We start from the raw sequence: 22685 nt of genomic DNA, 5'->3' as shown, positions 1-22685 counted from the left end.
GCGGCCGGTCGGGCCGGGGCCGCCCGAGGCGGGCGCGGGCGCGCCGGTGGCAGGATTGGCGGCGTGTCAGCACCGGACTGGACGGCGGTCGTTCCCGTCAAGCGCCTCAGCGCGGCCAAGAGCCGGCTGCGTGGCGCCGTCCCCGCCGCCTGGCACGAGGGGCTGGCGCTGGCCATGGTCCGCGACACCGTCACGGCGATCGCGGCGTGCGAGCAGGTCGGCGAGGTGGTGGTGGTGACCGACGACCCCGCCGCGGCCGCCGCCGTGGCCGCCCTCGGCGCCCGGGTGGTGGGCGACGTCGGGGGCGGGCTGAACGGCGCGCTGCGCCACGGCGCCGACGTGGTCGTGGGTCCCGGCCGCCGGCGCGCCGCCCTCGCCGGCGACCTGCCGGCGCTGCGCCCGGACGAGCTCGGCGCCGCGCTGCTGGCCGCCGGCGACACCCGGGCGTTCGTCGTCGACGCCGCCGGCTCGGGCACGGTGCTGCTGACCGCGGGTAGGGGCAGCGCCCTGGACCCTCGTTTCGGCGCCGGCTCGGCGGCAGCCCACGCCGCCTCGGGCGCCACCGCCCTGGGCGGGGACTGGCCGGGGTTGCGGCAGGACGTGGACACGGCCGCGGATCTGCGTACGGTGCTGGAGCTCGGCGCGGGCGACCACACCTGCGCGCTGCTCCGCGATCTCGGGCTCGCGGGGTGCGGCTCTTCCCGCGTGCCGGCCGGGCCGCCCCGGTAGCGTGCACCCTATGCAGGGCACGATCGCGACCTTCGATCCCCAGACCCACACGGGCACACTGCTGCTCGACGACGGCAGTGAGCTGACCTTCCCCGCGGCGGCGTTCCGCGCCTCCGGCCTGCGCCTGCTGCGCCCGGGCCAGCGGGTCGCCATCGAGGCGGCATCGGACGGCTCCGTGACCAAGGTCCAAGTTCCCGGAATCACCTGAGCTTTGTTCATTTCCCCGTAACCCCGAACGGGCAATGATGGAGCGATGACCATCCCGCCCCGGACACCCCGCTCCGCCGTGCCCGCGGATACCGCGCGGCGACGCGGTGCGGACGGGCGGTTCCTGCCGCGCGTCTCGACGACCAAGCCCCCCACGACCAGGCCCCCGACGACCGAGGCCCCCACGACCGAGCCCCCGACGACCGGACCGACCACGACCAGACCGACCGCCACCGAGCCGACGGAGCCTGCCGTGACGACCGCCGCACCGCGCACCGACGACACCGCCGTGGAGCGCACCGAGCTGCCCGACGACCGCTTCCTCAACCGCGAGTTGTCCTGGCTCGACTTCAACTCCCGCGTCCTGGCCCTCGCCGAGGATCCCGGGACGCCGCTGCTGGAACGGGCCAAGTTCCTGGCGATCTTCGCGAGCAACCTCGACGAGTTCTACATGGTCCGGGTGGCCGGCCTGAAGCGGCGGCTCAAGGCGGGCCTGCCGATGCGCGGCGGCGACCGCAGTTCGCTGCGCAACCAGCTCGAGATGATCACCGAGCGGGCCGCCGACCTGGTGACCCGGCACGCCGCCTGCTTCGCCGAGGAGGTACGCCCCAAGCTGCAGGCCGATGGCATCGAGCTGGTGAGCTGGGCGGAGCTCGACGCGCCGGAGCGCGAGCGGCTGCGCACCTTCTTCCGCGAGCAGGTCTTCCCGGTGCTCACGCCGCTCGCCGTGGATCCGGCGCACCCGTTCCCGTACATCTCCAGCCGCTCGCTCAACCTGGCCGTGGTGCTGCGCGATCCGGTCGAGAGCAGTGGCGAGCTGTTCGCGCGCATCAAGGTGCCCAACAACGTGTCGCGTTTCGTGACGGTGCAGAACGACAGCCGGGGCGTGCGCTTCCTGCCCGTCGAGGAGCTCATCGCCGTACATCTTGATCAGCTTTTCTCCGGCATGCAGATCCTGGAGTGGCACCTGTTCCGGGTGACCCGCAACGCCGAGGTGGAGGTCGACGAGGACCGCGACGAGGACCTGCTGCAGGCCCTGGAGCGTGAGCTGGCACAGCGGCGGTTCGGACCGCCCGTACGCCTGGAGGTGGCCGCCTCGATCAGCGACCACGTCCTGGACCTGCTCGCCCGCGAGCTCGACATGAACGACGAGGACGTGCTGCGGGTGCCCGGCCTGCTGGACCTGGCGGCCCTGTGGCAGGTCTACGGCGAGGCCGACCGGGACGACCTCAAGGACCGCCCGTTCGTGCCGGCGACGCACACGCATCTGGCCGACGGCGAGGTGCCGCGCAGCGTCTTCAACCGGTTGCGGGAGTGCGACATCCTCGTGCACCACCCGTACCACTCGTTCTCCACGAGCGTGCAGCGCTTCATCGAGCAGGCCGCCGCGGATCCCAACGTCCTGGCCATCAAGCAAACGCTCTACCGCACCAGCGGGGACTCGCCGATCGTCGACGCGCTGGTCGACGCGGCCGCCGCCGGCAAGCAGGTGGTGGTGCTGGTGGAGGTGAAGGCGCGCTTCGACGAGGTCGCCAACATCGCCTGGGCCCGCACCCTGGAAAAGGCCGGCTGCCACGTGGTCTACGGCCTCGTCGGCCTCAAGACGCACTGCAAGACCTCCCTCGTCGTGCGCCAGGAGGGCAACCAGATCCGCCGCTACTGCCACATCGGCACGGGCAACTACCACCCCAAGACCGCCCGTCTGTACGAGGACTTCGGCATGCTCACCGCCGATCCGGAGGTCGGCGCGGACGTCACCGACCTGTTCAACGTGCTCACCGGCTACAGCCGTCAGACCGCGTTCCGCCGCCTGCTGGTCGCGCCGCACGGCGTCCGCAGGGGCCTGATCGAGCGGATCGACGAACAGGCCCGGGTGGCCCGCTCGGGCGGCGAGGCGCTGGTGCAGTTCAAGGTGAACTCGCTCGTGGACGAGGAGACCTGCGACGCCCTCTACCGGGCCTCGCAGGACGGCGTACGGATCGACCTCGTGATCCGCGGCATGTGCGCCCTGCGTCCCGGCGTACCGGGGCTGTCGGACAACATCCGGGTCCGTTCGATCGTCGGCCGCTTCCTCGAGCACTCCCGGGTGTTCCGCTTCGGCGCCGGCGACGACGCCGAATACTGGATCGGGTCGGCGGATCTCATGCACCGCAACCTCGACCGCCGGGTCGAGGCGCTGGTGCGTGTCACGCTGCCGTCCGCGCAGCAGGATCTGCGCAATGTGCTGGAATTGGCCATGAGCGACCAGAGCGAGGGCTGGGACTTGGCGGGCGACGGCACCTGGCACCGGCGTTCCTCGAGCCACGCCGAGCCGCACGTCCACCTGCAGGAGGCGCTACTGCGCCGGGTCCTCGGCAAGGCGGTCTGATGTGACGGAGACAGTCCGCGCCGCCGGTGGGGTGCTGTGGCGCCCGGCCGACGACGGGATCGAGATCTGCGTCGTGCACCGGCCGTACCTTCGGGATTGGAGCCTGCCCAAGGGCAAGCTGGACGGGTCCGAGCATGCGCTCGCCGCGGCGGTGCGCGAGGTGCTGGAGGAGACCGGCGTCCGCGGCGAGCCCCAACTTCGGCTGCCCGGTGTGGCGTACACGATGCCCGGCGGTGTGCCGAAGACGGTGGACTTCTGGTTGCTGCGGGCCGGCGACGGACCGGCCGTGGATCCGCAGGATCCGACGGAGGTCGACGCCGTGGTGTGGCTGCCGCCGCGCGAGGCCATCGCCCGGCTGAGCTATCCGGACGACCGCCGCCTGGTCGAGCACGTCGTCACCCTGCCACCGGTGACCGGGCTGACCCTGCTGATCCGGCACGCCCACGCGGGCCGGCGCAAAGATTTCGCCGGCGACGACGCGCTGCGGCCGGTCGACGACCGGGGCCGGGCCGAGGCGGAGACGATGGCCGCGGCCGCCGCCGTCTTCGCTCCGCAACGGCTGATCGCGGCGACGCCGCTGCGCTGCCGACAGACGCTCGAGCCGCTCGCCACCCGGCTGGGCCTGCCGATCGCCACGGAGTCGACCTTCGCCGAACCCGGCGACCCCGCCGAGCTCCCGGCACGCGTGAAGGCCGCGGCGGCGCGGCTGGTCGAGCTGCGCGACGGCCGGCGTACGGCGATCTGCAGCCAGGGCAAGGTCATCCCGAGCCTGCTGGCGCTGCTCGACGGCGCGGACGACCCGGCGCCCTACAAGACGCCGAAGGGCGACGGCTGGGTGCTCACCTGGTCGGGCGACCGGCTCGTGGCGCTGAGCCGGATCTGATCCGCGGCCCGGCGGCCGGAGGGCGCGGCCGGGGCGGCGGCAGCGGGTCCGCCCGCCAGAAGCCGATCAGGTCGCCGGTGAGCCAGCGGGCACGCCACAACTCGTCCTCGCGGGGTTCCCAGTCGCGCAACGGCAGCAACGCGATGCGCCAGGAGAGCAGGCTGGTCAGATACCAGCCGTAGATGGGTACGAGCCCGAGTACCGCGTCCCGCCGCCGGTACGACCCGTACGGCGCCAGCAGCAGCACGGCGACGCCGGACAGCGCACAGGTGACGAGCCAGTCGAGCACCCCCCAGTCCGTCCAGCGCTCGGCGGCGTCACCCAGCACCCAGCCGGGCAGCACGGCGGCGACGAAGACCGCGGCGGCGATCAGCGACCGGCTCACCAGCCCACGCGGCCGGGCCGGATCCGGTCTCCCGGCCGGATCCGGCGTCCCGACGGGGTCCTGCTCCCCGGCCCGGTCCCACTTTCCCGCCGGTGCGGGTGCGGGGCGGGGCCGGGCGGTTCTGCGGTCCATGAAGCGGACCGTAGGCTCAGCGGCCGCCGTGGCGCCGGAACACGCGAAAGGCGTCCACCGGAAGGGTGGACGCCTTTCGTCTCGTCAGCGGGCCGCTGAGCGGTTGCGTCAGCGGGTCTTGCGCGCGGGCGTCGCCCGCGCCGTGGTGGCCTTGCTGGCCGGAGTGGCCTTGGCCGCCGCCGTGGTCTTGCGGGCGGCCGTCTTGCGGGCCGGGGCCGACTTGGTGGCGGCCGCCGTCTTGGTGGCGGTCTTCTTCGCCGGCGTGGCCTTGGCCGTGGTCTTCTTGGCCGCCGCCGTCTTGGTGGCGGCCGCCTTGACCGGAGCGGCCTTGGCGGCGGTCTTCTTCGCCGCCGTCGCCTTGGTGGCGGTCGCCTTCGTGGCGGTGGCCTTGGCGGCGGTCGACTTGGCCGCGGTGGCCTTCGTCGCCGTCGACTTGGCGGCGGTGGTCTTCTTCGCCGCCGCCGTCTTGGTGGCGGCCGCCTTGACCGGAGCGGCCTTGGCGGCGGTCTTCTTCGCCGCCGTCGCCTTGGTGGCGGTCGCCTTCGTGGCGGCCGCCTTCGTGGCGGTGGCCCTGGTGGCGGTCGCCTTCGTGGCGGTGGCCTTCGTGGCCGTCGTCTTCTTGGCGGCGGCGGCCTTGGCCACCTTGCCGCTGGCGACCATCTCCCGGAAACCCGTGCCGGGCTTGAAGGCGGGGACGGACGTCTTCTTCACCTTGACTGGTTCGCCGGTGCGTGGATTCCGAGCCGTGCGCGCATTTCGCGCCCGCTTCTCGAAGACACCGAAACCGGTGATGGCGACCCGGTCGCCCTTGGTGACGGCGGTCTGCACTTCGCTGATCACCGCGTCCAGCGCCGCTGTCGCCGTCTTCCGGTCCCCCAGTCGGGCGGCGAGCGCCTCGATGAGCTCGGCCTTGTTCACGGTTTTCCTCCCGAACGTGAGAACTGACGCTTGTTCACGACCTACCTTGATCTGCGCTCTGCGCAAGTCGCCTACGGGGTCTCCATCGTCGTGGACAAGCATCACTGGCCCAATGCGAGCCATTCTGCGCGCACGGTATGCCCTCTGACCAGCAGACACAAACATTGGCCGGAAAAAAAACCGTTGTGTCGCAACGAATTCGCCCCCGCCGGACGGTCGGCGGGGGCGAAAAAGCCTGTACTGACAGGGTTTTGCGGCTCAGACGACGACCGGCTTGTAGGTGGGGCGGCCTTTCTCGTACGAGGTGATCGCCTCCTCGTGGCGCAGGGTCAGTCCGATGTCGTCGAGGCCCTCCATGAGGCGCCAGCGACTGAAGTCGTCGATCGGGAAGCTCCAGGCGGCATCGTCCACCCGTACCTGGCGCTCGACGAGGTCCACGGTGATCCGCTTCTCCGGCTCGCTGTCGGCCATCTCCCAGAGCGCCTCGACCGCCTTCTGGTCGAGCTGCACCGGCAGCAGACCCTCCTTGAGGGCGTTGCCGCGGAAGATGTCGCCGAAGCGGGCGGCGACGACAACCTTGAAACCCCAGTCCCGTAGGGCCCAGACGGCGTGCTGGCGCGAGGAACCGGTGCCGAAGTCGGGTCCGGCGACCAGGATCGTCGCCCCGGTGTGCGCCGGGTTGTTCAGAACGAACGACGGATCGTCACGCCAGGCACTGAAGAGCCCGTCCTCGAATCCGGTCCGGGTGACCCGCTTCAGGTACACGGCCGGGATGATCTGATCGGTGTCCACATCGGAGCGACGCAGGGGCATGACCTTGCCGGTGTGGGTGATGAACTTCTCCATGACGGTATCTCCCGGCTCAGAGGTCGGCGGGGGCGGCGAGGCGGCCCACCACGGCGGTGGCGGCGGCGACCTCCGGCGAGACGAGATGGGTACGCCCACCGCGGCCCTGCCGGCCCTCGAAGTTGCGGTTGGACGTGGAAGCGGCACGCTGCCCGGGGCTGAGCGTGTCCGGGTTCATGCCCAGACACATGGAACAGCCGGCGAAACGCCACTCGGCGCCGGCGTCCAGGAATATCTTGTCCAGGCCTTCCTGTTCCGCGGCCTCGCGCACCTGATACGACCCCGGCACGATCATCATCCGTACGCCGTCGTGCACCTTGCGGCCACGGATCACGTCGGCGGCGGCGCGCAGGTCCTCGAGGCGGCCGTTGGTGCAGGAGCCCACGAACACCACGTCGACCGGCACCTCCTTGAGCGGCGTCCCGGCCTCCAGACCCATGTATTCCAGCGCACGGCGCGCGGCGTTGCGTTCGACCTCCTCGACGAACTCCTCCGGATCCGGCACGGCACCGTCGAGCGCGGCGCCCTGCCCCGGGTTGGTGCCCCAGGTGACGAACGGGCTGAGGGCGGAGGCGTCCAGGATCACCTCGGTGTCGAACTCGGCGCCCTCGTCCGTACCGAGCGAGCGCCAGTAGGCGACCGCCGCGTCCCAGTCGGCACCCGTGGGCGCGTGCTCACGACCCTTCAGGTAGGCGAAGGTGGTCTCGTCCGGAGCGATCATGCCGGCCTTGGCGCCCCACTCGATGGACATGTTGCAGATGGTCATCCGGCCCTCCATGGAGAGCTTGCGGATGGCCTCGCCGCGGTACTCGACGATGTGGCCGTTGCCGCCGCCGGTGCCGACCTGGGCGATGAGCGCGAGGATGAGGTCCTTGGCGGTGACGCCGGGACGCAGGTCGCCGACGACGGTGACCGCCATCGTCCTCGGCTTCGACTGCGGCAGCGTCTGCGTCGCGAGCACGTGCTCGACCTCGCTGGTGCCGATGCCGAAGGCCAGCGCCCCGAACGCGCCGTGGGTCGCGGTGTGGGAGTCGCCGCAGACGATGGTGGTGCCCGGCTGGGTGAGGCCGAGCTGCGGGCCGATCACGTGGACGATGCCCTGCTGCTCGTGGCCGAGCGAGCGGATCTGCACACCGAACTCGGCGCAGTTCTTGCGCAACGTCTCGATCTGGATCCGCGAGGTCGTGTCGGCGATGGTCAGCAGGTCGCCGCGGCGGGTGTTGAACGCCGGGTCCGCGTACCCCGTCGGGGTGTTGTGGTCCTCGGTCGCGAGCGTGAGATCGGTGCGCCGGACCCGGCGCCCGGCCAGGCGCAGGCCGTCGAAGGCCTGCGGGCTGGTCACCTCGTGCAGCAGGTGAAGGTCGATGTAGAGCAGATCAGGCTCACCCTCGGCAGACCGGACGACGTGGTCGTCCCAGACCTTCTCTGCCAAGGTCCTCGGCTTCGGAGTGACTCCCACCATCTGGACATCCTAAATTCTGGGAGGTATGTTTCGGCTTGTGGGACACAGTATGAGCGGTGTCGGCGTTCTCGACAAGGCAGTGGTCATCCTCGCGGCCTGTGTCGACGGCGCGAGCCTGGCCGAACTCGTCGAGCGCACGAAGCTTCCCCGGGCGACCGCGCACCGGCTGGCACAGGCCCTGGAGATCCACCGGATGCTGGTCCGGGACACCCAGGGACGCTGGAGACCCGGACCGCGCCTCGGCGAACTGGCGAACGCGGCACCCGACGTGCTGCTGACCGCGGCCGAGCCGCTGCTGTCGGCGCTGCGCGACGCGACCGGTGAGAGCGCGCAGCTCTACCTGCGCCGCGCCGACGAGCGCATCTGCGTGGCGGCGGCGGAGCGGGCGAGCGGCCTGCGCGACACGGTGCCGGTCGGTTCGGTGCTGCCGATGGTGGCCGGTTCGGCGGCGCAGATCCTGCTCGCCTGGGAGCCGCCCGAGGCGGTCATGCCGCTGCTGCCGCGATGCAAGTTCACCGGGCGCACGCTGGCGGAGGTCCGGCGTCGCGGCTGGGCGCAGAGCGTGGCGGAGCGGGAGCCGGGTGTGGCAAGCGTCTCGGCGCCGATCCGGGACCGGACGGGGCGGGTGATCGCGGCCATCTCCATCAGCGGCCCGATCGAGCGCCTCGGCCGCCGCCCCGGCGAGCGGCACGCGATGGCCGTGGTCCGCGCGGGACAGCGCCTCAGCGGCCTGTAGCCGCAATCCGTCGCCTCGCCGCGGTTCAGGGGGTCCACACCGCGTTGTCATGCGCGAAGACGACACGTGCCGGATCGAACTCCAGCAGGCGGGCCACCCAGTCCGGCGGAACGGGCAGCGGTGACCCCGCGCCGTCGGCGCGCGCCCGCCCGGCCGGCACGTCGCCGGTGAACGCGGTCGCGTGGTCGTGGCTCTGCCCGGCGACCACCACGGTGCCGTCCCGGCGGCGCACGACCACCGACTGGTGCCCGGCGGTGTGGCCGGGAGTGGGCACGATGACCACGCCCGGCAGGACTTCCGCCTCGTCGTCCAGCTCGACGTAGCGGGCGCCGGACGAGTCGATCAGCTCGGGCAGGGTGTAATGCTCCTTCGTCCGCGCCGGCTCGAGTTCCGCCCGCTGCGTGAAGATCGGCCTTCCGGGTAGCTCGGGGTTGCCGCCGCAGTGGTCGAAATGGAGGTGGCAGTTGACGATGTGCCGTACGTCGTCGGGCCGGCGCCCCACCGCAGCGAGCGCGTCCACCAGCGGGATCCGCCGCGGTCGGTAGCGAGCCTCGACTGCGGGGTGAGCACCGATGCCGGTGTCGACGAGCAGCGCGCCGTCGGGATGGTCGATCAGGTATCCGAGACAGGGCTCGACCCGCGGCGACCCGGTCCCTGTCTCGGCGGCGGAGCGGATGAAATAGCCGAAGTCGACACGGCGCACCTGGAGATCCGTCACACTGACAGTGTTGCCGGGATCCCGTCCGCGGGGTTACGCCGAGCGCTGAACTCAGCGTGAGTGATCGGCAGCACGGCGTAGCAATGTCATAGGCAAAGCAAAACGGCCCGTGTCCATCGACACGAGCCGTTTGATGCTGGTAGTCCCGAAGGGATTCGAACCCTCGCTACCGCCTTGAGAGGGCGGCGTCCTAGGCCGCTAGACGACGGGACCAGGCCTTGCCATTGTTGCTCTTGCTTCGGTCTTTCCCGCTCCAGCAACGGTGCTGAACTCTATCAGAAGTCCAGCGCCGCCGATCTCGCGGGGAGACCTTAGCGCTGGGGTACCAGGACTCGAACCTAGACTAACTGAACCAGAATCAGTCGGGCTGCCAATTACCCCATACCCCATCGGTACGGCTTGCCGTACCGAGTAGGAACTCTACCCGAGGCCCCGGTGCCCTCCAAATCGGGTTACCAACTGGCGTTTCGGTGATGTCCCGACTACGCCCCGAAGAGCGCCGCGTGAGCGCGCGCCCAGGCGGCGAAGGTGGTGGCCGGGCGTCCGATCAATTTGGCCACCGTGGGCACCGCGCGTTGCGGGTGCTCCGCCAGAAGCCGAAGGCCGTCGGCATACCAGGCGGCGTACTCGCCCATGCTCGCCTCCAGCTCCTGCACCAGCTCGTCGTGGGGCAGGTCGACGTAGGTCAGTTCGCGTCCCAGCGCCGCGCCGATCAGGGACACGCGTTCGCGGCGGGTCAGCGACTCCGGGCCGGTCAGCTCGTACGAACGCCCCTCGTGACCGTCCTCGAGCAGGCAGCGTGCCGCCACCGCCGCGATGTCCGCGTGGGCGATCGGCGCGTTGGCGGCCGAGCCGTAGCCGTCGCGAACCACGTCCCCGGCACGGATCTGGCCGGCCCACAGATCGGCGTTGGACATGAACTCGCCCGGCTCGAGATGCACGTACGGCACCCCGCACGCCTCCACCCCGTCCTCGATGGCCTGCCAGTGGTCGCCCTTGGCGCCGGCCATGTCGACGATCCGCCGCACCCCCGCGGCGGCCGCCATTCGGCAGACCTCGGCGTTCGTCTCGATCAGCGGGGCGAGATACATCCGGTCCACGCCGGCGAGCGCCGCCGGAACGCTCGCCGGCCTGCCCAGGAAGCCGGTGACCACCTCCACCCCGGCGGGCAGCCCGGCTCTCGTCGGATTCACCGTGAGCGCCCGCACGTCGGTGGCGCCGAGCGCCAGCAGCTCGTCCACGACCAGCCGACCGACGCCTCCGGTCGCACCCGTCACCAGGATCTTCATCGCGACACCGCCATTCTCGTAAGGTCTACGAAAACCCTTCCCGTAGGCTATACGAAAACCGAAGGAGAGTGAGTGACGGATCCGGACCGGGTGCTGCCCCTGCTGTGGCGCCACCGCAATCCTCCGGCGCCGGCGCGGACCGGCAGGCCGCCGCGGCTCACCGTGGACGAGGTGGTGACGGCCGGCATCGCGATCGCCGACGCGGAGGGCCTCGAGGCGACCTCGATGGCCCGGGTCGCCGCGCGCCTCGACGTGGGGACGATGACGCTCTACACCTACGTACCGTCGCGCTCGGAGCTCGTCGAGCTCATGGTGGACGCGGTGCTCGGCGGTCGCGAGTTGCCGGGCCCCGACGATGAGCGACCGCCGGACTGGCGTGACCGGATCCACCTCTACGCGGACCGCACCCGGGCGATGTACCGGGCCCATCCCTGGCTCAGCCGGGTGTCCACGATCCGCCCTCCGCTCGGCCCGGGCACGTTCCGCGAGCGCGAGTACATCCTGTCCGCGGTGAAGGACGCAGGGCTACCGCTGGAACGGGTCAACGAGGCCGCGGTGGCGATCGGCATGTTCGTCACCGCGGCCGCCCGGCAGGAGGGCGAGAACGTGCTACTGCACCGGGCGACCGGGCAGACGAACGACGCGTGGTGGCACGCACGCGACCGGTTCTGGGCAGACTGGTTCGACGTCGAGCAGCATCCGACCATGACCCGGGTCTGGCACGCGGACGGTTTCGGCGGCGGCACGGAGGAACAGGCCGAGGCGGCATTCGCCTACGGCCTGCGACTGATGCTGGACGGGATCGCGGCCGACCGGCCCCGGCGCGGGAGAAAGGACTAGGCCGACCCCCGCCGCCGTACGGCTGCCACGACCACGCCGCCGACCAGCACGGTCATCGCCGCGGCGCCGACCAGCCACCACCGGCTCGGCGACGACTGCGCCAGAGGTGGCGCGGTCGTGCTGTGGGTCGAAACGGCCACAGGCGGGCGGGGCGCAAGCTCACTGACACCCGCGCACACGCCGGTCGCGCCGTCGCTCGAATTCACCCGATATCGCCCACCCTCGCGGAAGGGATATCCGCAGGACGCCCCGCCGGGCGACACCTGCAGCCTGAGCGCGGTCGCTCCCGCGGTGTCGCCCTTCTCGACGGACTCGACCGAGAGGGCGATCCCCGTGTCGGTCACCTCGGTCACCGTACCGACGACGATGACGTCGGCTCTCTTCTCCATCTCGGCGTAATCCACCGCGCAGCTACACGCCCAGGCCGGACCTGGCGGCGAGGCGAGCACGACCATGCCGAGGCCGAGAAAGGTAAGGGCGAACAGGATGGCAGCGCGCAGTTTCATACCGCTCCGACGCGCGCCGGCCCTCCGCGGTTCCTAGTCGAGTGAGACGACCGGGTTGCGCAGCTCCCCGATGCCCTGCACGCTCACCGACACGGTGTCACCTGCGACGAGCGGCCCCACCCCGGCGGGCGTCCCGGTGAGGATCACGTCACCGGGCAGCAGCGTCATGACGTGGGACACGTACGAGACCAGCGACGGCACGTCGAACACCATGTCCTTGGTACGGCCGAGCTGGCGTACCTCCATCTCCTCGGGGTTGCGGCCCACCTCGCACCGCACCTCCAGGTCGCTCACGTCCAGCTCGGTCTCGATCCACGGCCCCAGCGGGCAGAACGAGTCGAAGCCCTTCGCCCGGGTCCACTGCGGGTCGCTGCGTTGCAGGTCGCGCGCCGTGACGTCGTTGCCGACGGTGTAGCCGAAGATGGCCTTCGCGGCGCCCGCGCGGTCCACGCGGCGGGCACCGCTGGCGCCGATCACGACGGCCAGCTCGCCCTCGTGCTCGACCTGCCGGGTGACCGGCGGAATGCGGACGGCGTCGTTCGGCCCGATGACCGAGGTCGACGGCTTGATGAAGATCAGCGGCTCCTTGGGCACCTCGTTGCCCATCTCGGCCGCGTGGTCGGCATAGTTGCGCCCGACGCCGATCACCTTGCTGGAGAAGATCGGGGCCAGCAGCCGGACGTCGGCGATCGCCCAGCGCTGTCCGGTGAAGCGGACGTTCTGGAACGGGATGCTGTCGATCTCGGCAATCGTCAAGCCCTGGGCGCCCGGCTGCGCCTCACCCTCGACGACGCCGAAGGACACGCCACCGGCATGAACAAAACGAGCGAAACGCACGGATAACCCCATCCATCGAAAGCTTGCACGCAGCACCGAGGCTACGCCCCGGGCCTGGGGCGACCCCGGCTGCGCCGGGCCTCGCTCACCACCGGCGACGCCGAGGCTCGATCGGACTGGACTCGCTGGATACGCTGGTGCGATGGGGATCAGCGAGAGTCACGCGCTGACTACCGTGCTGCCCAGCATGAGCTGGATCCCCCTCGCCCGGGCACACGCCGAGCGCGCCGACGAGATGACGGCCGGCCACCGGGCCCGCCGGGCCGCCGGCGAGAAGCACGCCATAGAGGATTTCCTCTACGACTACTACGGCACCCGCCCGGCCCAGCTCCGCCGCTGGCACCCCGGCGTCGGCACCGGCCTCGCCCCGGCACCCGACGGCCTCCCCGAGCAGGCGACCTGGAAGTTCTACTCCACCCGCCCCGACGGCGTGGTGACCCTGGACGTCGAGGCGTACATGCAGGCCCGAGGCGAAAGCGTCCGCTACATCCACGGCCTGCTCACCGCGACGGCGTCCCGCCCCGCGTTCTCCGGTTGTTTCGGTCTGCACGAATGGGCGATGGTCTACCGCCAGCCGGAGCACCGCCACTCCCTGCCGCTGCGTCTCGGCCAGGCCGAGACCGACCGGGTGGTCGAAGAACACCCGATCCGCTGCACCCACTTCGACGCCTTCCGCTTCTTCACCCCCGAGGCGGTCGGGCTCAACCGCCTCCAGCCGACCCGCGCCACCCAGGTCGACTTCGACCAGCCGGGCTGCCTGCACGCCGCGATGGACTGCCACAAGTGGGCAAGCAAGCTCGGCCCGGCCGTCCCCGGCGCACTCGCCCTCGACTGCTTCGCCCTGGCCGGCGACATCCGCCTACTCGACATGCAGGCCAGCCCGTACGACCTCAGCTCCTACGGTCAGCCCCCGGTGAAGATCGAAACCCCGGAGGGCAAGGCCGAATACGTCACCCGCCAACGCGAGTTCGCCCGCCGCGCCGCGGCGCTCCGCGCCCGCCTCATCCGCGTCTGCGACGAACTCCTCGGCCCGGCCCTCGCCGCCGAAAACCGCGAGGCCGTAGCACCCCACAACCTCTGATCGCGTACGGGCGCACACCACCCAACCGCACCACCCCCCACCGCCCGCAGGGAAAGCCCACCGTTTCCGCCACGCCTCCGCGGGAGGCATGACGGCCCCGACCGGACGAGCGCGACCACCAACCGGCGGACTAGTCGGCGGCGACGGCCCTGGCTCGCGCCGCCATCTCGCGTGCCACCTTCGCGTGAGCACGGGCGTCGTCCGCCAGTTCCTGGTACTTCCGGTCGCCGCGCTCCTCAGCAAGGTGGTCGTGCAGTTCGGCCACCTGCTCTTCTGTCGCTGCCACCTTCTGCTCGACCTCAGCGATCTGGATTGCCAGCTCACGGTGACGCTGCGCGAAGCGGTCGGTCTCCGCCTTGCCAGCGCCGTGCGGATCGGTACTCATCACGACGGAATCCCCTGCGGATTCCCGTTTATTCACCCGCGACCGGCCGATCTCGAGACCGTTTTCCGCTAAGTCCCGCCGGAGGCTCCACGGCCCTGACCGGACGAGCGCCACCCTCGCCCGACGGACGGATGGTCGCGCGACGTAAATGCCGGAATCATCACCGAGTGCGCGGTGTGACATGGGTGCGATTCGGGTTCTTTGCGGCCGCGGGGCTCCAGATAGCCGCGCTCTTCCTCGACCGTCGGCTGGTGCCGTACTGCGGCACCTTCGCGATGGCGGGCTTGCTCGCGATGGCGCTGACGAGCCCCAACCCCGCCGGGACACGGCGGTGGACCCGGCACGCCGCCGTGGGCGGGCTGGCACTGTTGACTTTGACCGCCTTCCTTTCGGACATCTACGCCGCCGGCTACGGCTGGCCGGTCGCCTTCGCCGGTGGTGACGGCGGTGCCGCCATGCTCGAACCGATGGTGGTGGCGGTGGGCGGGGCGGCGCTGGCTGCGGCCGTCCTGGGGCGGGCCGGCCCGCTGATCAGGTGGCGGCATGTTCCTGCCGGACTGTTCGCCCTGGTCCTGCTCGTATGGATCGGCGACGAAGCGCTGCAACCGTCGGTGTCCGATTGGGAGGTGCCGGCCGACGTCAGGGTTCGCTTCATGGTGCTGATCCCCATCGGGCTCGTCATCGCCGCGCTCGGGCTGGCGATCAACGCCGGGCTGGTGTCGCGCGGAGGACTGCGGTCGGCCGCCGCCGGGCTGGGCGTCGTCACGGCCCTGGCGCTGAGCGGGCTCTCCGCCGTGGAAAGCAACGAATTGCTCGCACCACGCTTCGACGAGGCGGCGAAACGAGCCTCGGAAATCTCGATCCACGGGCCCCGGGCGACCCTGGAGAGCCTGGTCTACATCGACTCTTTCACCTCCGCGCAGGCTGACGAGTTCTACGCCGCCGACATCAACTCCTGGGAAGTGAAGCCAGACAACAGGTATCTCTACAGCGCTGACGTGAGACGACCCGCTCCGGAACCTGAGCCGGACACCGGTATCGAAGCCGTGGCGGGTCCGCCGTCGGGCATCACCAATCCGTGGGAAGGCGGCGTCGACTGGACCCGTTCCCAGCCCGCGCTGGAGGCCACACTCATTCTCACCGGCCTGGTCGCGCTCGTCACGGCACTGTTCCGCATCGACCCCGACCACCCCGCCGACGGCATCAGTCGCAGTCACCTCGGCGACCTCGTCTGACTGCACTACTGTTGTACGGCCCTGACTTCGAATGCCTTCATCAGTGTTGGCCCGCAACGCCGGCCATGCCATCGCAGGGTGCTCAGAAGTCCTCAGAAGGCCCCGGTCCGGGCGGCGCGCACTGATCCACTGCCCGCTGACGAGCCGTCTGAGCCAGGCCGCCGAGGAGTCCGTCAGCATCGCGCCAGGTGGAGGCATGCGAAGGATTGGCAGCACGGAGGAGGTCACCGTGGAAACGTTCGGGCAAGCCGCTCGGCGCCTGCGTGGTGGCATGTCACGGACGACCAATTGCCCTCCGTCTCAGCTAACGCTGGTCATAGCCGTAAGCACGATCATCGCGCTCTTCACATAGAACGCCCCGTCCGGAGGCCTTCCGGAGCGGGGCCATCTTGGCTGACCGTGGCGCTAGTCGTGGTCGCCTCGGCGACCACGTTTGATCTGGGCCCGGCGCTTCTTGTCGGCGATGCGGCGTTCGACGGCTCCCCGCGAGGGGCGGGTGGAACGGCGGACGCGGGGCGGTGGAGCGATAGCCCCGGCGACGGTGCCAGCGAGGCGAGCCGCGGCCGCCTCGCGGTTGCGCAGTTGGGAGCGGTGTTCCGAAGCGGTGATGGTCAACACGCCGTCGATCAGGCGGGTGCCGAGCCGCTCCACCGCCCGTTCCTTCAACGGAGGCGACAGGATGCCGGACGCCAGCAGATTCCACGACAGCTCCACCCGCGAGTCCGTTGTATTCACGCCCTGGCCGCCCGGCCCACTGGACCGTGAGAAGCGCCAGCTCAGCTCGGACTCCGGAATGACCACCCCCGGCCGGACAACTACATCGGCCATGAGGTCCCCATTGCAGAAAGCCGGACGCGGGAGTCCGTGGTGTTGACGCCCTGACCTCCGGGGCCGCTCGAGCGGGAGAACCGCCACGACAGCTCGGCGGCGGGGATCACCAGCCGCTCGCTCACCAGGATGTCATCGGGCACGCCACAGCATCGCATCACTCGGCGGAAGCCGCCACGCGGTTTGGATCATGCACAGGCCGTGGAGCCGATGCTGGCGAGTACCACCACGACCATCGCCGTGGCGCTGGTCCAGCCGAGGGGTTGGGCCAGCAGGAGCCAGCCGGCAAGGGCCGCCACCGCCGGTTCGAGGCTGAGCAGGATGCCGAATGTGCGCTGCGGCAGGCGGCGCAGGGCCGACATCTCCAGGGAGTACGGGATCACCGACGCCAGCAGGCCGGTGCCGAGGGCGACCAGCAGAAGGTGTGGTGAGGTGAGCGCCTTCTCCGCGCCGATCGCCCCGCCCGGCAGCAGGACCAGCGCGCCGATGGTCATCGCGACCGCGAGGCCGCCCTGTCCGGGTACCGCGGCACCGGCGCGGCTGCTGGCCAGGATGTAGAGGGCCCAGAACGCCGCGGCCACGAGGACCAGGATCACGCCGAGCGGGTCGAGGCCGGCGGCTCCGTCGGCGAATCCGAGCATCGCCACGCCCGCCGCGGCCAGCAGGACCCAGCCGAGGTCGCGGGCTCGGCGGGACAGAGCGGCAGCCAGGGTGAGCGGACCCAGGAACTCGATGGTGACGGCCGGGCCCAGTGGGATGCGGGCTATGGCCGCGTAGAAGAAGCCGTTCATTCCGGCCAGGGAGACTCCCAGCAGCAGGACGGCGCGCCACTGGTGCCCCCGCCAGGCGCGGACCGCGGGGCGGGCCAGCGCCAGGAGGACCCCGGCTGCCAGGCCGAGTCGCAGCAGGGTCGCGCCCGCGCTGCCGGTCGCCGGGAAGAGGCCGGCGGCGAGGGCCGCGCCCACCTGGAGCGAGACGCAGGAGCCCAGCACCATGAGGACGGCGGGGCCGGAGCGGGCGGCGAGGGGCGGGGCGCCGGCGGCGGTCGTGGTCACCTGCTCACCATCGCCACCGGCGATCAGTTCGTCCAGCGAATGTTTCTGGGCGATAATCGTCAGATATGTTGGATGTTCACCGGCTGCGGCTGCTGCGCGAGCTCGATCGGCGCGGCACCCTCGCCGCCGTGGCCCAGGCGTTGAACTACAGCCCGTCCGCGATATCGCAGCAGCTCAGCCTGCTGGAGACGGAGACCGGGGCGACCCTGCTCGAGCGCGTCGGGCGCGGCGTACGCCTCACCGGGCAAGCGCGCATCCTGGTGCGGCACGCCGAGGCGATCTTGGAGCGGATGGAGCTCGCCGAGGCGGAGTTGGCCGCCAGCATGACCGAGGTCACCGGCGCGCTGCGGGTCGCTTCCTTCCAGTCGGTGCTGCTGGCGCTGGTGCCGGCCGCACTGTCCCGGCTCGCGGCCGAGCATCCCGGGCTGCGCGTCGAGTTCACCCAGGCGGAGGCCGGTTCCGCCTTTGCCGGCCTGCTCGCCCGGGACTTCGACGTGGTGCTCGGCGAGGACTATCCGGGTCTGAGCGAGCCGCGGCTGCCCGGGGTGGACGAGGAGGACCTGCTGCACGACGAGATGCGCGTCGCGGTGCCGACGAGCGGGCCGTGGCATTGCGCCCGGCTCGCCGACCTGGCGGGTGCGCCCTTCGTCTTCGACCCCGACGACGTCACGCCGGGACGCTGGGCACGGCAGGTCTGCCGCGGCGCCGGCTTCGAGCCCGACGTGCGGTTCCGCAGCGGTGATCTCCTGCTCCAGCTCCGGCTGGTGGAGACCGGTCACGCCGTCGCATTCGTACCCGATCTGCTCTGGACCGACCGGGCGCCCGGAGACCTGGAGCTGCATCCCCTGCCTGGACGCCCGCGGCGCCGGCTCTATACGGGCGTGCGCAGCGGCTCGGCGGGACAGCCGGCGATCCGCGCGTTCCGCGCCGCGTTGCACCGCAAGGTCCAGGAGTGAAAACGCCGCGTTGCACCGCAAAGTCTGCCGAGTGAAAGGGCTGCGGTCCGGAAGGGACGATACTGAAGCCCGATACAGGGAGGTTGTGTGTCTGCTCAGCCCGCGCCGGTCGCCGGAACCGGTTATCCGTGGCCCATCGAAACCGCACGTCTGGACAACGGCCTGCGCCTCGTCGTCAGCGAGGACCACACCGCGCCGGTGGTCTGCGTGAATCTCTGGTACGACGTCGGCTCCCGGCACGAGCCCGCGGGCCAGACCGGCTTCGCGCATCTCTTCGAGCACCTGATGTTCGAGGGGTCGGTCCACGTCGGCAAGACCGAGCACATGCGCCACGTGCAGGGCGCGGGTGGCTCGCTCAACGCCACCACCAACCCGGACCGGACGAACTACTTCGAGACGCTGCCGGCCGAGCACCTCGAGCTCGCCCTCTGGCTGGAGGCGGACCGGATGGGCGGCCTGGTCCCGGCGCTGACCCAGGAAACCCTCGACAACCAGCGCGAGGTGGTCAAGAACGAGCGGCGCCAGCGGTACGACAACGTGCCCTACGGCGACGCGTGGCTGCGCCTGCTGCCATTGCTGTATCCGCCCGGGCATCCGTACCACCACGCGACGATCGGGTCCATGGAGGACCTCAACGCCGCGAGTCTGGAGACGTTCCAGGCCTTCCACGCGCGGTACTACGCGCCGAACAACGCGGTGCTCACCGTCGTCGGTGACGTCGTGCCCGCCGAGGTCGCCGCCCTCGCGGACAAGTACTTCGGGATGATCGAGGCCGTGCCGGACATCCCGCCGGCGCCGTCCGGCCATCTTCCCGGCCCGGCCACCTCGCCGGCCCGCGAGACGGTCACCGCCAATGTGCCGGCCCCGCGGGTGTACCTGTCGCACCGCACCCACGCGTTCGGGACGGCCGGATACGACGCGATCACGGTGCTGGCGGCGGTGCTCGGCAGCGGCCGGGGCAGCCGGCTGTACCAGCGGCTCGCCGACGGCGCCCGGATCGCGCAGCCGGACTACGTCGGCGCGTACGGCGTCGACCTGGCGCACGCGCCCGCACCGCTGATCGTCACCGCGACGGCCAAGGACGGCGTGGACGCCGCGACCCTGGAGGCGGGCGTCGCCGAGGTGCTGATGAGCATGGCCACCGAGCCGGTCACCGACGCCGAGCTGGAGCGGGCCAAGGCGCTGCTGACCACCTCGTGGTGGCGGCAGATGTCCACGGTCGGCGGCCGGGCCGACACCCTCGGCCGGTACGCGACCCAGTTCGGTGACGCGGCGAGCGCCGGCTACCGGCTTCCGCAGTGGCAGGCGGTGACCGCCGGTGACATCGCCGAGGCGGCCCGCACGCTCGACCCGCAGTCCCGCGTCACCCTGACCTACCTCCCGGAAGGGACCGCAGCATGAGTCTCGTCGCGACCCGGCCCGAACCGGGCGACGCCCGCCCGTATGTGTTCCCGGCGATCCACCGCGCGTCGGTCGCCGGCGGCGAGGTCGTCGCCGCGCACCTGCCGGGCCACCTGCTGGCGACCGCCTCGCTGCTGCTCGACGCCGGCGCGGCACGGGAGACCGGCGGGCGCGAGGGTACGGCCTCCGTCCTCGCCAAGTGCCTCGAGGAGGGTACGGAGAACCGCGACTCGGCCGCCTACGCGCTGGCGCTGGAGGGACTGGGCGCGGAGCTCACCACCGCCGTCGACTGGGATGCCTTCCGCGTCGGTGTCTCCGTACCCGTGGATCTGCTGCCGAAGGCCGTGGCGCTCATGGCGGAGGCGGCCCGCAAGCCGAGGCTGGACCCGGCCGACGTCGCCCGCGTCCGCGACGACGAGGCGACCGCGCTGCGGATGGACTGGGCCCAGCCCGGGCCGCGGGCGGATGCGGCCCTGCGGGCCGACCTCTTCGGCGCCGGCGAGCGGTACGGCCGGCCTCTGCACGGCGATCCCACCTCGATGGCGGCGGTCACACCCGAGGACGTCCGGGCGTTTCACGGCACCTGGCTGACCCGCCCGGGCGTCCTGCTGGTCGCGGGCGACCTCGACAGGCTGGACCTGAAGGAGCTGGGTGCCGCGGCCTTCGCGGGCACCTCCGGCGGGCCCGTGCCCCCCGAGGCGCCGCTGGACGTGCCGATCGCCGCGACCCGGCGGGTGCTGCTGGTCGACCGGCCCGGCTCGGTGCAGTCGACGCTGCGGCTGGGCCACCGGGCCCCGGAGCGGGCGCACCCCGACTATGTGCCGATCACCCTGGCGGCCACGGTGCTCGGCGGCGCGTTCACCTCGCGGCTCAACCACCTGATCCGCGAGGTCAAGGGCTACACGTACGGCATCCGCGCGGACTTCGCGATGACCCGGCGGTTCGGCCGGTTCGGGGTCAGCTCGTCGGTGCAGACCGCGGTCACCGCGCCGGCGCTGACCGACACCGTCGGCGAGATCACCCGTATGCGCAACGACGGCGTCACCGAGGAGGAGCTGGCCGTCGCGCGGACGTGGCGGGCCGGTTCGCTGACGGTCGACATGCAGACGCCGGGCTCGATCGCGAGCGCCCTCGCCACATTGGTGGTGCACGGCCTGCCGGACGACTACTACGCGACGCTGCGGCAGCGTCTGCTCGACGCGACCGTCGACGAGGTGTCGGCCGCCGCCGCGCAGTATCTGCATCCGCAGGGCCTGACCCTGGTCGTCGAGGGCGACAGCGCGCTCATCCGCGACGAGCTGGTCGCGGCCGGGATCGGCGAGATCCTGACCGTCGAGATCTGAGGCGGGAGCGGGGCCGGCGGCGGCCCTTCTCTTGCCAGCACGTGCGGCCGGGGGTTTCAATGGCCACCAGCTCCCGGTGGAGAGCGCTCTCAGAAGTGGGGACCCGGTCATGCCCACCAACCTCACCGCCTCGGCCGCACAGTTCTCCCGCCGCCGGACCCGGCGCCTGCCGGACCCGGCGACCGCCGGAACGCGCGGGCCCGTGCCCGCCTCCGCCGGCACCTGCCCGCTGCGGCACCTCGCCGACCCGGCCCTGGCCGCGCCGATCGGGCGGGCCTACCACTACCTCGACGTCGTGCAGGACGCCTACGTCAAGGGCGGCGAACCGCGGCTGCTGCAGAGCTACAACAACGAGAGCGAGTTGATGACCACCGCGTTCGTCTACGACAACGCGCTGGCCATCCTCGCCTACCTCGCCAGCCCGACCGTCGCGAACGTGCGCCGGGCACGGCTCGTCGGCGACGCCCTGCTGTGGGCACAGTCCCACGACGAGACGTACGCCGACGGCCGGGTGCGTCAGGCGTACGCGGCGGGCCCGATGATCTTCTACGGCGGAGGCCCGTCGTTCCCCGGCCTCAAGCGCGCGGACGGCAAGGCGGCGTTCCTGTGGCCGTTCGGCTTCGGCGGCTCGTCGACGGGCGACATGGCCTGGGTGGCGTTGGCGCTGGCGCAGCTCTACGTCGACACGCGCATCACCAAGTACCTCGACGGCGCGGTCGCGCTCGGGCACTGGATCGGCGCCCGGCGGTCGCCGTACCGCCACGGCGGCTACCACGGCGGCCTGCGCTCGGACGGCGAGACGCCGCAGCGGTGGGTGTCGACCGAGCACAACATCGACGCGTACGCCCTCTTCGTCCTGCTCGCCAAGCTGACGCGGGACCGGCGCTGGCGGGGGCGTGCGGCGATCGCCGCCGCCTTCGTCCGCGAGATGTGGAACCCCGCCGGCGGGCACTTCTGGACCGGCACCGCCGAGGAGGAGCCGGACGTCATCAACGTCGCCAACGTCCCCGAGGACGCGCAGAGCTGGGCCCTGCTGGCCCTCGGCGACCGCCGCTACGACCGGGCCGTCGACTGGGCCACCGGCAACCTGGGCACCACCGACGGCGCGGTCACCGGCGTGACGTACAGCAGCCAGGCGAAGGTCGCCACCGGCACGGTCTCCGGCAGCGCCCTGCCCACCCACCCGGAAGCGGTGTGGCTGGAGGGCAACGGTCACGCCGCGCTCGCCCTGCTCAAGCGCGGCGGTCCGGGCGACGCCGCGCGGGCCGGCCGGCTACTGCGGGCAATGGTGACGGCCCAGGAGGAACTGGGCGCCGGGCAGACCGTCGGCCTGACCCGCGACCCGCACCGGGGCCGACTCGCCAACCCCGGCGAGGGTGGCACCTGGACCGGCACTCCCCTGCCGGCCGCCGCGGGCATCGTGGCCGCCACCAGCGCCCTCGACACGGGCTTCGCCTTCGGCTACTTCGACCGTCAGCACGTCGGGACCACGGCGTGGTTCCTCATGGCGGGACAGAACTTCAACCCGTTCCAGTGACCGCGGAA

The 22685-nt window shown here is 71.5% G+C and carries 23 protein-coding genes, 2 tRNA genes and 1 pseudogene; 12 read left to right on the top strand and 14 right to left on the bottom strand.

Going from position 1 to position 22685, the window contains the following annotated elements:
* Positions 1–63: 63 nt before the first annotated feature.
* The 4 genes from cofC to EDD30_RS26500 are packed head-to-tail and all read left to right on the top strand — an operon-like array spanning position 64 to position 4187.
* A complete protein-coding gene (gene cofC / locus EDD30_RS26515) occupies positions 64–729 on the top strand; it encodes a 2-phospho-L-lactate guanylyltransferase (RefSeq protein ID WP_071809436.1) in 666 nt (221 codons plus the stop codon).
* 10 nt (positions 730–739) lie between these two features.
* Positions 740–937, top strand: a complete 198-nt coding sequence (locus EDD30_RS26510; RefSeq protein WP_071809435.1) for a cold-shock protein — start codon at positions 740–742, stop codon at positions 935–937.
* A 45-nt stretch (positions 938–982) separates the two neighbouring features.
* Positions 983–3304 carry an RNA degradosome polyphosphate kinase gene (locus EDD30_RS26505; RefSeq protein WP_071809434.1) on the top strand — a complete coding sequence of 774 codons (2322 nt, stop codon included), beginning with the start codon at positions 983–985 and terminating at the stop codon, positions 3302–3304.
* A 1-nt stretch (position 3305) separates the two neighbouring features.
* Positions 3306–4187 (top strand): NUDIX hydrolase, encoded by an 882-nt coding sequence (locus EDD30_RS26500; RefSeq protein ID WP_071809433.1) that lies wholly within the window; start codon positions 3306–3308, stop codon positions 4185–4187.
* Here the strand turns inward: EDD30_RS26500 and EDD30_RS26495 are convergent.
* The 4 genes from EDD30_RS26495 to leuC form a co-directional block, all read right to left on the bottom strand.
* The gene (locus EDD30_RS26495; RefSeq protein ID WP_244945412.1) at positions 4144–4704 is read right to left on the bottom strand and encodes a hypothetical protein; all 561 of its coding nucleotides are present in this window, start codon (positions 4702–4704) and stop codon (positions 4144–4146) included. The genes EDD30_RS26500 and EDD30_RS26495 overlap by 44 nt on opposite strands.
* A gap of 108 nt (positions 4705–4812) precedes the next feature.
* Entirely contained in the window at positions 4813–5622 is an 810-nt protein-coding gene (locus tag EDD30_RS26490) for an HU family DNA-binding protein (RefSeq protein ID WP_123678525.1), read from the bottom strand.
* Between the two features lie 258 nt (positions 5623–5880).
* Complete coding sequence (leuD, locus tag EDD30_RS26485) at positions 5881–6468, bottom strand: 3-isopropylmalate dehydratase small subunit (protein ID WP_071807647.1); 588 nt, start codon at positions 6466–6468, stop codon at positions 5881–5883.
* 16 nt (positions 6469–6484) lie between these two features.
* Positions 6485–7930, bottom strand: a complete 1446-nt coding sequence (gene leuC, locus EDD30_RS26480; RefSeq protein WP_071807644.1) for a 3-isopropylmalate dehydratase large subunit — start codon at positions 7928–7930, stop codon at positions 6485–6487.
* Between the two features lie 49 nt (positions 7931–7979).
* Between leuC and EDD30_RS26475 the strand changes: the two genes are divergently transcribed.
* Complete coding sequence (locus EDD30_RS26475; protein ID WP_071807642.1) at positions 7980–8666, top strand: IclR family transcriptional regulator; 687 nt, start codon at positions 7980–7982, stop codon at positions 8664–8666.
* Between the two features lie 25 nt (positions 8667–8691).
* Here the strand turns inward: EDD30_RS26475 and EDD30_RS26470 are convergent, their stop codons facing one another.
* The 4 genes from EDD30_RS26470 to EDD30_RS26455 form a co-directional block, all read right to left on the bottom strand.
* Complete coding sequence (locus EDD30_RS26470) at positions 8692–9384, bottom strand: N-acyl homoserine lactonase family protein (RefSeq protein ID WP_071807641.1); 693 nt, start codon at positions 9382–9384, stop codon at positions 8692–8694.
* A 137-nt stretch (positions 9385–9521) separates the two neighbouring features.
* Positions 9522–9597 (bottom strand) — tRNA-Glu (locus EDD30_RS26465).
* 104 nt (positions 9598–9701) lie between these two features.
* Positions 9702–9773 (bottom strand) — tRNA-Gln (locus EDD30_RS26460).
* Between the two features lie 93 nt (positions 9774–9866).
* A complete protein-coding gene (locus EDD30_RS26455) occupies positions 9867–10673 on the bottom strand; it encodes an NAD(P)H-binding protein (protein WP_071807638.1) in 807 nt (268 codons plus the stop codon).
* Positions 10674–10745: 72 nt separating this feature from the next.
* Here EDD30_RS26455 and EDD30_RS26450 point away from each other — a divergent pair, with 72 nt between their 5' ends.
* The gene (locus EDD30_RS26450; RefSeq protein ID WP_071807636.1) at positions 10746–11513 is read left to right on the top strand and encodes a TetR/AcrR family transcriptional regulator; all 768 of its coding nucleotides are present in this window, start codon (positions 10746–10748) and stop codon (positions 11511–11513) included.
* Here EDD30_RS26450 and EDD30_RS26445 read toward each other — a convergent pair.
* Together EDD30_RS26445 and EDD30_RS26440 are read right to left on the bottom strand one after the other, a co-directional pair.
* Complete coding sequence (locus tag EDD30_RS26445) at positions 11510–12019, bottom strand: hypothetical protein (protein ID WP_071807634.1); 510 nt, start codon at positions 12017–12019, stop codon at positions 11510–11512. The genes EDD30_RS26450 and EDD30_RS26445 overlap by 4 nt on opposite strands.
* A gap of 33 nt (positions 12020–12052) precedes the next feature.
* A complete protein-coding gene (locus tag EDD30_RS26440; protein WP_211277900.1) occupies positions 12053–12856 on the bottom strand; it encodes a fumarylacetoacetate hydrolase family protein in 804 nt (267 codons plus the stop codon).
* Between the two features lie 142 nt (positions 12857–12998).
* Here EDD30_RS26440 and EDD30_RS26435 point away from each other — a divergent pair, with 142 nt between their 5' ends.
* The gene (locus tag EDD30_RS26435) at positions 12999–13937 is read left to right on the top strand and encodes a 3-methyladenine DNA glycosylase (RefSeq protein ID WP_071807631.1); all 939 of its coding nucleotides are present in this window, start codon (positions 12999–13001) and stop codon (positions 13935–13937) included.
* A gap of 130 nt (positions 13938–14067) precedes the next feature.
* Here the strand turns inward: EDD30_RS26435 and EDD30_RS26430 are convergent, their stop codons facing one another.
* Positions 14068–14322 carry a hypothetical protein gene (locus tag EDD30_RS26430; RefSeq protein WP_071807628.1) on the bottom strand — a complete coding sequence of 85 codons (255 nt, stop codon included), beginning with the start codon at positions 14320–14322 and terminating at the stop codon, positions 14068–14070.
* Positions 14323–14507: 185 nt separating this feature from the next.
* Between EDD30_RS26430 and EDD30_RS26425 the strand changes: the two genes are divergently transcribed.
* A complete protein-coding gene (locus EDD30_RS26425; RefSeq protein ID WP_143162855.1) occupies positions 14508–15557 on the top strand; it encodes a hypothetical protein in 1050 nt (349 codons plus the stop codon).
* A gap of 405 nt (positions 15558–15962) precedes the next feature.
* Here the strand turns inward: EDD30_RS26425 and arfB are convergent, their stop codons facing one another.
* The 3 genes and pseudogenes from arfB to EDD30_RS26410 all read right to left on the bottom strand — a co-directional run bounded on the left by arfB (position 15963) and on the right by EDD30_RS26410 (position 17440).
* Complete coding sequence (gene arfB, locus EDD30_RS26420; RefSeq protein ID WP_071807625.1) at positions 15963–16385, bottom strand: alternative ribosome rescue aminoacyl-tRNA hydrolase ArfB; 423 nt, start codon at positions 16383–16385, stop codon at positions 15963–15965.
* 14 nt (positions 16386–16399) lie between these two features.
* A pseudogene (locus tag EDD30_RS26415) lies at positions 16400–16507 on the bottom strand (peptide chain release factor-like protein); the annotation flags it as partial.
* Positions 16508–16573: 66 nt separating this feature from the next.
* The gene (locus EDD30_RS26410; protein ID WP_071807623.1) at positions 16574–17440 is read right to left on the bottom strand and encodes an EamA family transporter; all 867 of its coding nucleotides are present in this window, start codon (positions 17438–17440) and stop codon (positions 16574–16576) included.
* A 65-nt stretch (positions 17441–17505) separates the two neighbouring features.
* Here EDD30_RS26410 and EDD30_RS26405 point away from each other — a divergent pair, with 65 nt between their 5' ends.
* From EDD30_RS26405 to EDD30_RS26390, 4 genes are all read left to right on the top strand, one after another.
* Positions 17506–18396, top strand: a complete 891-nt coding sequence (locus EDD30_RS26405; RefSeq protein ID WP_071807622.1) for a LysR family transcriptional regulator — start codon at positions 17506–17508, stop codon at positions 18394–18396.
* An 87-nt stretch (positions 18397–18483) separates the two neighbouring features.
* Positions 18484–19797 (top strand): M16 family metallopeptidase, encoded by a 1314-nt coding sequence (locus EDD30_RS26400; protein WP_071807621.1) that lies wholly within the window; start codon positions 18484–18486, stop codon positions 19795–19797.
* Positions 19794–21140: a M16 family metallopeptidase gene (locus EDD30_RS26395; protein WP_071807620.1), complete on the top strand. Its 1347-nt coding sequence runs from the start codon at positions 19794–19796 to the stop codon at positions 21138–21140. Before EDD30_RS26400 ends, EDD30_RS26395 begins: the two co-directional genes overlap by 4 nt.
* Before the next feature lie 109 nt (positions 21141–21249).
* Positions 21250–22677 carry a hypothetical protein gene (locus tag EDD30_RS26390; protein ID WP_071807619.1) on the top strand — a complete coding sequence of 476 codons (1428 nt, stop codon included), beginning with the start codon at positions 21250–21252 and terminating at the stop codon, positions 22675–22677.
* Positions 22678–22685: the final 8 nt, after the last annotated feature.

Origin of the sequence: Couchioplanes caeruleus (genome assembly GCF_003751945.1) — a bacterium.
Classification (GTDB): domain Bacteria; phylum Actinomycetota; class Actinomycetes; order Mycobacteriales; family Micromonosporaceae; genus Actinoplanes; species Actinoplanes caeruleus.
This window is presented reverse-complemented; position numbering and strand designations above follow the sequence as displayed.